6 protein-coding genes and 1 pseudogene are annotated in these 8,289 nt (G+C 34.6%); 6 read left to right on the top strand and 1 reads right to left on the bottom strand.

Annotated features, from left to right (window positions below; all coding sequences use genetic code 11):
* From AB4Y90_RS12925 to AB4Y90_RS12915, 3 genes and pseudogenes are all read left to right on the top strand, one after another.
* Positions 1-544: pseudogene (locus AB4Y90_RS12925) on the top strand (hypothetical protein); the annotation flags it as partial.
* 47 nt (positions 545-591) lie between these two features.
* Entirely contained in the window at positions 592-1,530 is a 939-nt protein-coding gene (locus AB4Y90_RS12920) for a helix-turn-helix domain-containing protein (RefSeq protein WP_441557980.1), read from the top strand.
* A gap of 84 nt (positions 1,531-1,614) precedes the next feature.
* Positions 1,615-2,379 carry an SDR family NAD(P)-dependent oxidoreductase gene (locus AB4Y90_RS12915; protein WP_441557979.1) on the top strand — a complete coding sequence of 255 codons (765 nt, stop codon included), beginning with the start codon at positions 1,615-1,617 and terminating at the stop codon, positions 2,377-2,379.
* A gap of 106 nt (positions 2,380-2,485) precedes the next feature.
* Here the strand turns inward: AB4Y90_RS12915 and AB4Y90_RS12910 are convergent, their stop codons facing one another.
* Complete coding sequence (locus tag AB4Y90_RS12910; RefSeq protein ID WP_441557978.1) at positions 2,486-3,634, bottom strand: methionine aminotransferase; 1,149 nt, start codon at positions 3,632-3,634, stop codon at positions 2,486-2,488.
* A gap of 235 nt (positions 3,635-3,869) precedes the next feature.
* Here AB4Y90_RS12910 and AB4Y90_RS12905 point away from each other — a divergent pair, with 235 nt between their 5' ends.
* The 3 genes from AB4Y90_RS12905 to AB4Y90_RS12895 all read left to right on the top strand — a co-directional run.
* The gene (locus AB4Y90_RS12905; RefSeq protein WP_441557977.1) at positions 3,870-5,753 is read left to right on the top strand and encodes a DNA topoisomerase IV subunit B; all 1,884 of its coding nucleotides are present in this window, start codon (positions 3,870-3,872) and stop codon (positions 5,751-5,753) included.
* 86 nt (positions 5,754-5,839) lie between these two features.
* Entirely contained in the window at positions 5,840-6,265 is a 426-nt protein-coding gene (locus AB4Y90_RS12900; RefSeq protein WP_441557976.1) for a hypothetical protein, read from the top strand.
* Between the two features lie 3 nt (positions 6,266-6,268).
* Positions 6,269-8,289: DNA gyrase subunit A (locus AB4Y90_RS12895; RefSeq protein WP_441557975.1), on the top strand; the 2,021-nt coding region annotated here is incomplete at its 3' end.

The following is an 8,289-nucleotide window of genomic DNA, read 5'->3' as shown; positions in this document are numbered from 1 at the left end:
GGGTTACGACGACTATTCTGCGATTGAAGTCGGGAAATTATTTAAAATAAATTTAAAAGATTTAATGAAAGATTCTGACCGTGACGGTTACAATGATATTTTCGAAAAGAGTTTTGGCTTAAATCCTGATAATGAAGATTCGGATGGTGATGGAGTAAATGATTTTAATGATCTGAATCCAATGTTTAAATCTGAAAATAACAAATTTACCCAGCTCTATGAAATGCTGTTGCCGCAATATGCTAACGAAATTATTGGTGATTCCAATTATAATTTTGAGGTTTTCATTAGTGACTGCGATTATTTTCACCAGATAAATCCCAAATATCATGTTTTGTTCATTCCTGAAAATTTAAAATCAAAAACAAATTATCAGAAAATAACAGATATTTCATCACACGGAATAGGTAAAATGAAAAAAAACAAAGATAATCCTAATATTTTTTATATTGAAACCTGGGGAAGTAGCAGTTCGACAAATTATTCTGCCGAATATAAAAACGGAAAATGGATTTTAGAAATTGGTGGAGGATATGTAATTTAAAATATGTTTGAGAAATTCTTATATTTGAATTATACAAATTCCGTATCATGGAAAAAATTGCTCACGCATCTTTAGAGGATTTTTATCTTGAAATGACACAAAGACTTGGAAAAGACATGGAAAGCATCTTTCCGAAAGGTCTTCACAAAGACATTGGTCATTTTAATGTTTTTGATATTGCGCAAACCATTGCCACGGTTAAGAAAACCTGTGAAATGCCTTACAACAGAAGGAAATATTATAAAATCAGTCTGATTCGCGGGAAAAACAGGGCAGAATATGCAGATAAAATTATTTCTATAAAAAAGAATGCGTTGTTGTTTGCTACCCCGAAAGTCCCGTATCATTATGTTCCTGAAGACGATAATCAGTCCGGAAATTTCTGTGTATTTACTACAGATTTTTTCACTAAAAATTCATCGAATAATATTCTCGAAGATTTGCCTTTATTTCAGCCGGGAACAATCCCGATTTTTGAAATAGATGATAATTTGGCAGATGAAATTGATTTAATATTTGCGAAAATTAAAAAAGAAATTGACTCAGATTATGAATTTAAATATGATTTGATTCGGAATTATGTCTCTGAATTAATTCATTACGGACAAAAACTGCAGCCTGCTGAAAAAGTTCAGAATACGCATAATGCTTCAATGCGAGTGGTTTCTTTATTTATCGAATTGTTGGAAAGGCAGTTTCCAATTGAATCTCCCAATCAGAGAATTCAGCTGAAAGTGGCCAATGATTTTGCCGAAAGATTATCCATTCACGTGAATTATTTAAATAAAAATCTAAAGGAAAATACAGGAAAAACAACGACCGAATTTATTGCAGACCGAATCATTCAGGAAGCAAAAATTCTTTTAAAACAAACCAACTGGAACATTTCTGAAATTTCTTATGCTTTAGGTTTTGAAGAGATTGCGCACTTCTCCAATTTCTTTAAACGTAAAACGTTATTTACTCCAATGGAATTTCGTGCCTGATTTGAATTTTGCAAATTTCAGATTGATTCGGGTAAATCAATTGGTACGAAATTGACTGAACTTTGTATCATCAAAAAATCAATTATGGAAAACAGAACAAAAATTGCCCTTATAACGGGTGGAAGCAGAGGTTTAGGAAAAAACTCAGCGTTAAAAATTGCAGAAAAAGGACTTGACGTAATTATTACTTACAACTCCAACAAAGAAGAAGCGGATAAAACCGTAGCTGAAATTCAGGCTTTGGGAAGAAAAGCGATTGCTTATCAATTAAACACGAAAGACGTAAAATCTTTTGATGAGTTTGTGAAAAAAGTTGGCGATCATTTAGAAGAAAATACAGGTAGCCGAAACATTGATTTCCTGATTAATAACGCAGGAACTGCTTTATATATGCCGATTGCAGATGTTACGGAAGAGCAGTTGGATGATATGGTCGATATTCATTTTAAAGGAGTTTTCTTCTTAACTCAGAAATTTTTACCGTTTATGAACGACAATGGCGGAATTATTAATCTTTCTTCAGGTTTGGCGAGATTTGCAATGCCGGGTTCGTCTGTTTATGGTTCAATGAAAGCGGCGATCGACCAGCTAAGTAAATATATGGCGAAAGAATTAGGCGCAAGAAAAATTAAAGTAAATGCCGTTGCTCCGGGAGCGATTGAAACCGATTTCGGCGGCGGAAGAACAAGAGATGATAAAAACGTAAACGCAATGGTTTCTAATAATACCGCTTTGGGAAGAGCCGGTTTACCGGATGATATTGGTGGAGTAGTTGCATTTTTATGTACCGACGATGCAGGCTGGATTACTGCACAAAGAATTGAAGTTTCCGGCGGAATGTTTTTCTAAAAATAAAACAGCAGTTTGTCATTCTGAACGAAACAAAGTGTAGTGAAGAATCTCATTATTTTAGTGAGAGATTCTTCCTTGGTCAGAATGACAAACTTACTTTAAATTATAATTTTGTCAAATTCTCAATAGCCCTTTCCAAAATCTCATTCTTCTTCGCAAAACACAATCTGATCACATGTTCATTCAGCTTATCTTTATAAAAAGCCGAAAACGGAATACTCGCCACTTTATGATTGATGGTTAATTCTATCGCAAAATCAAAATCATTTTTATCTGAAATTTTATCATATTTCAAAGCCTGAAAATAAGTTCCTTCACAATCGAGAAGCTCGAATGAAGTCTGTGCTAAACCTTGTCGTAAAAAGTCTCTTTTGTCTTGAAAAAAATGATTGAGCTGATTGTAATGTTCATCATTTTTCATGTATTCTGCCAAAGCCATCTGAAGAGGAGTATTCACACAAAAAACATTGAACTGATGCACCTTTCTAAATTCATCGGTTAAAGCTTTTGGAGCTGCGCAATATCCTATTTTCCAACCGGTGATGTGAAATAACTTACCGAAAGATGCGACTAAAAGACTTCTTTCCTTTAATTCCGGATATTTGCAGATGCTTAAATGTTGGTTTCCGTCAAATACAATATTTTCATAAACTTCATCGCTTAAGATTAAAATATTAGTGTCTTTTACGATTTTAATTAATTCCTGAATGTCATTTTCTTTTAAAATCTTTCCGGAAGGATTATTCGGATTATTCAGAATGATCATTTTTGTTTTTTCTGAAACTAAATTTCTTACCGTATTCCAGTCGATTTTATAATTCGGCGCTTTCATCTGGAAACGCTTTACGATTCCTCCGAAAAGTTCAACAGTCGGTTCGTAACAATCATAAGCAGGTTCAAAAATAATCACTTCATCATCTTTTTGTACAAAAGTGGCAATCGCTGTGAAAATTGCCTGTGTTCCGCCTGCTGTGATCGTAATTTCAGATTCGGGATGATAAACTGCGTTGTTACTGTTTTCAATTTTTCTTGCAATTTCTTCTTTTAAACCGATTATTCCGCCTAAAGGAGCGTATTGGTTAAATCCTTTTTTAATAAAACTATCAGCTAAATTCAGGAGTTTAGGATCTGTCTCAAAATCAGGAAATCCTTGTGAAAGATTAATTGCCTGATGTTGATTGGCAAGCTGCGACATTTGGGTAAATATGGTGGTTCCTACGTTGGGAAGTTTCGAAGAAGGAAGTTGTATCATTTAAAATTTCTTTATCAGTCTAAATTAGTGTAAATTTTAGTATTTAATGAAAAAGTATTTTAAATTTTATGCAGACTTGTGATCAGAATATCAGAAAAATTATTAAAAACGACTAAAGTCCGTATAAATTAAATGTTTGTGGAAAATAAATTTTCATTAAAACTCAGTAAATACGAAACTTAAATTGGATATTTTTATCGGTTTTCGTATTTTTGTTTGTTTGCAGAAATTATATATGTCACAAGAAATACAACCTATCTATTCCGAAGATAATATCAGAACCCTCGATTGGCAGGAACACATCCGTTTGCGTCCCGGTATGTACATCGGAAAGCTTGGCGATGGTTCGTCTGCTGATGATGGTATTTATATTTTGCTGAAAGAAATTCTGGACAACTCGATTGATGAGTTCAGGATGAAAGCCGGTAAAAGAATTGAAATAAAAGTTGATGACGGAAAAGTAATGATCCGTGATTTCGGTCGTGGAATTCCTTTAGGGAAAGTGGTTGACGCAGTTTCAAAAATGAATACCGGAGGTAAATACGACAGCAAAGCGTTTAAAAAATCGGTTGGTCTGAATGGCGTCGGTACAAAAGCTGTAAATGCACTTTCAGATTATTTTCGTGTGCGTTCTTTCCGTGAAGGGAGAATGAAAATTGCAGAATTTTCCAGAGGTATAATCACCGAAGAACATGATGAAAAAGAAACTTCAGACAGAAATGGAACCGAAATTTTATTTACTCCGGATGCGGAAATCTTCCTTCACTATAAATTCAGAAAAGAGTATATCGAAAGGATGCTCCGCAATTATGCATATCTGAATCCTGGATTGAAAATTATTTTCAACGGCGAAACTTTTTATTCTGAAAACGGTCTGAAAGATTTGTTGGATGAAGAGCTTGAAAATGAAACGCTTTATCCGATTATTCATTTAAAAGATAATGATATTGAAGTTGCGATTACGCACACCGATAAATCGCAAACCGAAACCTATTTTTCATTTGTAAACGGACAGAATACAACACAAGGTGGAACACATTTAAATGCTTTCCGAGAAGCTTTTGTGAAAACAATCCGTGAATTTTTCAATAAAAATTTTGATGCTTCGGATGTAAGGAAATCGATTGTTGCAGCAGTTTCCATCAACGTGGAAGAGCCTGTTTTCGAATCGCAGACCAAAACAAAACTGGGTTCAAACGACATCGGACCAAACGGACCAACGGTTCGTACGTTTATTATTGATTTTCTAAAAAGTAAATTAGATAATTTCCTTCACAAAAATCCTGAARTTGCAGAAGCGATTCAGAGAAAAATTTTAATTTCTGAAAGGGAAAGAAAAGAGCTTTCCGGAATTCAGAAACTGGCAAGAGAAAGAGCAAAGAAAGTGTCGCTTCACAATAAAAAATTGCGTGACTGCAGACAGCATTACAACGATCAAAAAGCCGAAAGAAAAGCTGAGACACAGATTTTTATTACCGAAGGAGATTCTGCATCTGGTTCAATTACCAAATCACGAGATGTAGAAACGCAGGCTGTATTTTCATTGAAAGGTAAACCCTTAAATTGTTATGGTTTAACCAAAAAAGTGGTTTATGAAAATGAAGAATTTAATTTGCTTCAGGCTGCTTTAAATATTGAAGAAAGTCTCGAAGATCTGCGTTACAATCAGGTGATTATCGCAACCGATGCCGATGTCGACGGAATGCACATCAGATTGTTGATGATTACATTCTTCCTTCAGTTTTTCCCTGATGTGATCAAAAACGGTCATTTGTATATTTTACAAACACCTTTGTTCCGAGTAAGAAATAAAAAAGAAACAAGATATTGTTATTCTGAGCAGGAAAGAGTGAAAGCTTTAAATGAATTAGGTAAAAACCCCGAAATCACCCGATTCAAGGGGTTGGGAGAAATTTCACCTGATGAATTCAAGCATTTTATAGGAAAAGATATCCGTTTGGAACCTGTTGTAATCGGAAAGGATCAAACCATCGATCAGCTTCTGGAATTTTATATGGGGAAAAATACACCCGACCGACAGGTTTTCATTCTTGAAAATCTGGTGGTAGAAGATCAGGATATTAACAAAAAAGAGATTCTAAATGAAGTTGAACCTTAAGAAGAAAGGTAAAAAAACTAATAATCACTATGAGACTAAGTAACAGGAAAAAAATACCTGTGTATAATTTTTTCAATATATTATTATTGTTAATTTTATTAGGAGGATGTGTAGGTTTTGTTTTAAATGAATTGAAATTCAACGTTTTAGATGAGAAAAGCTATCTTTTGATTATCATTCCTGTTGTATTGTTTATTGTCATTTTCCTGCACGGAAGACAAATTTTTGAATATGACAGTGATGGGGAAGCGTTTCATTTCAGAAATAGAAATATCGTTCCTTTTTTAAACAGACCTTTAAGTGATGAGTTTCCGAAATATAAACTGATTAAATTTGAGATGGTTTCCATTCTGTTTTTCAGCAGACTTTATATCACTATTTCAAGTAAAAATAATGGCTCAACAACCTTAAAATACGAGACTTCTTATTTAACGAGAAAAGAAATTAAAGATTTAAAACTATCCCTCAGTAAAGTTGTGAAAGCTAATAATGAGAAAAGACATCAAGAATAACTAATGATAGAAGAAAATTCGCACGAAGGCGAAAGCTTAAAAAAAGTTTCAGGACTGTATAAAGACTGGTTTCTGGATTATGCATCTTATGTAATTTTAGATAGAGCCATTCCGTCTGTTTATGATGGTTTCAAGCCGGTTCAGCGTAGAATTATGCATTCTATGCGTGAGCTTGAAGACGGGCGTTATAATAAAGTCGCAAACATTGTTGGTAACACGATGAAATATCACCCTCATGGTGATGCTTCTATTACCGATGCAATGGTAGGAATCGGGCAGAGAGAATTGCTGATCGACACTCAGGGAAACTGGGGAAACATTTACACAGGAGATTCTGCGGCGGCTGCAAGATATATTGAAGCAAGATTGACCCCTTTTGCTTTGGAAGTAGTTTTTAATCCTAAAACTACAGAATGGGCAAAATCTTATGACGGCAGAAATAACGAACCGATCGATTTACCTGTAAAATTTCCGTTGCTTCTGGCTCAGGGAGTTGAGGGAATTGGGGTTGGACTTTCCACAAAAATTCTTCCGCATAATTTTAATGAATTAATTACAGCCTCTGTTGCTTATTTAAAAGGCAAAAAGTTTGAGATTTTTCCTGATTTTTTAACGGCAGGTTTCCTTGATGTTTCAGAATACAACGATGGAGCAAGAGGCGGGAAAGTAAGAGCCAGAGCAAAAATTTCTCAGGTCGACAAACATACTTTGATGATTTCTGAGCTTCCTTTTTCTAAAACAACATCAGATCTTATCGATTCGATCCTGAAAGCCAATGAAAAAGGTAAAATCAAGATCAAAAAAATTGAAGACAATACTTCTGATAAAGTTGAAATCCTGATTTATCTTCACAACGAGGTTTCGCCGGATAAAACTATTGATGCTTTGTATGCATTTACCGATTGTCAGGTTACCATTTCGCCAAATGCGTGTGTAATTGTTGGTGATAAGCCGATGTTTATGAGTGTTTCGGAGATTCTTAAAATGAATACCGATCACACAGTTTCTTTGCTTAAAAAAGAGTTGGAACTGAGAATTTTTGATACAATTGATGCGACAAAAGTTGCCGTTGCCAACGAAAAATTCTATGCCAATTTTGAGGAAGGTTTCATCGGGACTTCACTTAAAAAAGATCAGTATTTATTTGACTGTTCAGACATCGACGATATCATTACTTTCCGAAAAGACGGAAGCATGAAAGTCGTAAAAGTAGAAGCCAAAACCTTCATCGGAAAAGACATTCAACACGTTGCAATCTGGAAAAAGAATGACAAACGCACCGTTTACAACATGATATATCGTGAAGGAAGAGACGGACCGTATTATATGAAACGTTTTTCGGTGACGGGCGTGACAAGAAATACAGATTATCCTTTGGCTTCAGACAAAAAAGGATCGGAAATGCTCTATTTTTCGGCAAATCCTAATGGTGAAGCTGAAGTTGTAACAGTTTTATTAAAACCAAACCCGAGAATCAGAAAAAATAAAATGGAAATTGATTTTTCTGAACTTGCAATAAAAGGCAGAGATTCTAAAGGGAATCTGGTTACCAAATATTCTGTAAAGAAAGTCGACTTAAAAGAAGAAGGCGTTTCTACTTTAGCTCCAAGAAAAATCTGGTTTGATGAAACGGTAAGAAGATTAAATGCTGATGTAAGAGGAACTTTATTGGGGAATTTTAAAGGGGATGATAAAATCTTAACCATTAATGCTCAAGGTGAAGCAAAACTTGTGAGCTTCGATCTTGGAAACCGTTTTGATGATGAATATTTAGTTCTTGAAAAATGGCGGCCAAATCAGCCTGTGACGTGTATTTATTACGATGGCGAAAAGGATATTTATTTTATCAAAAGATTCCTGCTTGAAAATAATACGAATGTTCAGACCTTCATGCCTTCAGAAAATCCGAAGTCGTTTATCGAGAGAATTATTGTTTCCAACAACGCAACGGCAGAAATTATTTTCGCAAAAGATAAAGGAAAAGAGCGCGATCCGGAGTCTATCAACATAGATGAGTTTATTGC

Origin of the sequence: Chryseobacterium sp. 2TAF14 (assembly GCF_052115105.1) — a bacterium.
Classification (GTDB): domain Bacteria; phylum Bacteroidota; class Bacteroidia; order Flavobacteriales; family Weeksellaceae; genus Chryseobacterium.
The sequence above is the reverse complement of the archived record's forward strand: the minus strand, read 5'-3'. Positions and strand labels throughout refer to the sequence as shown.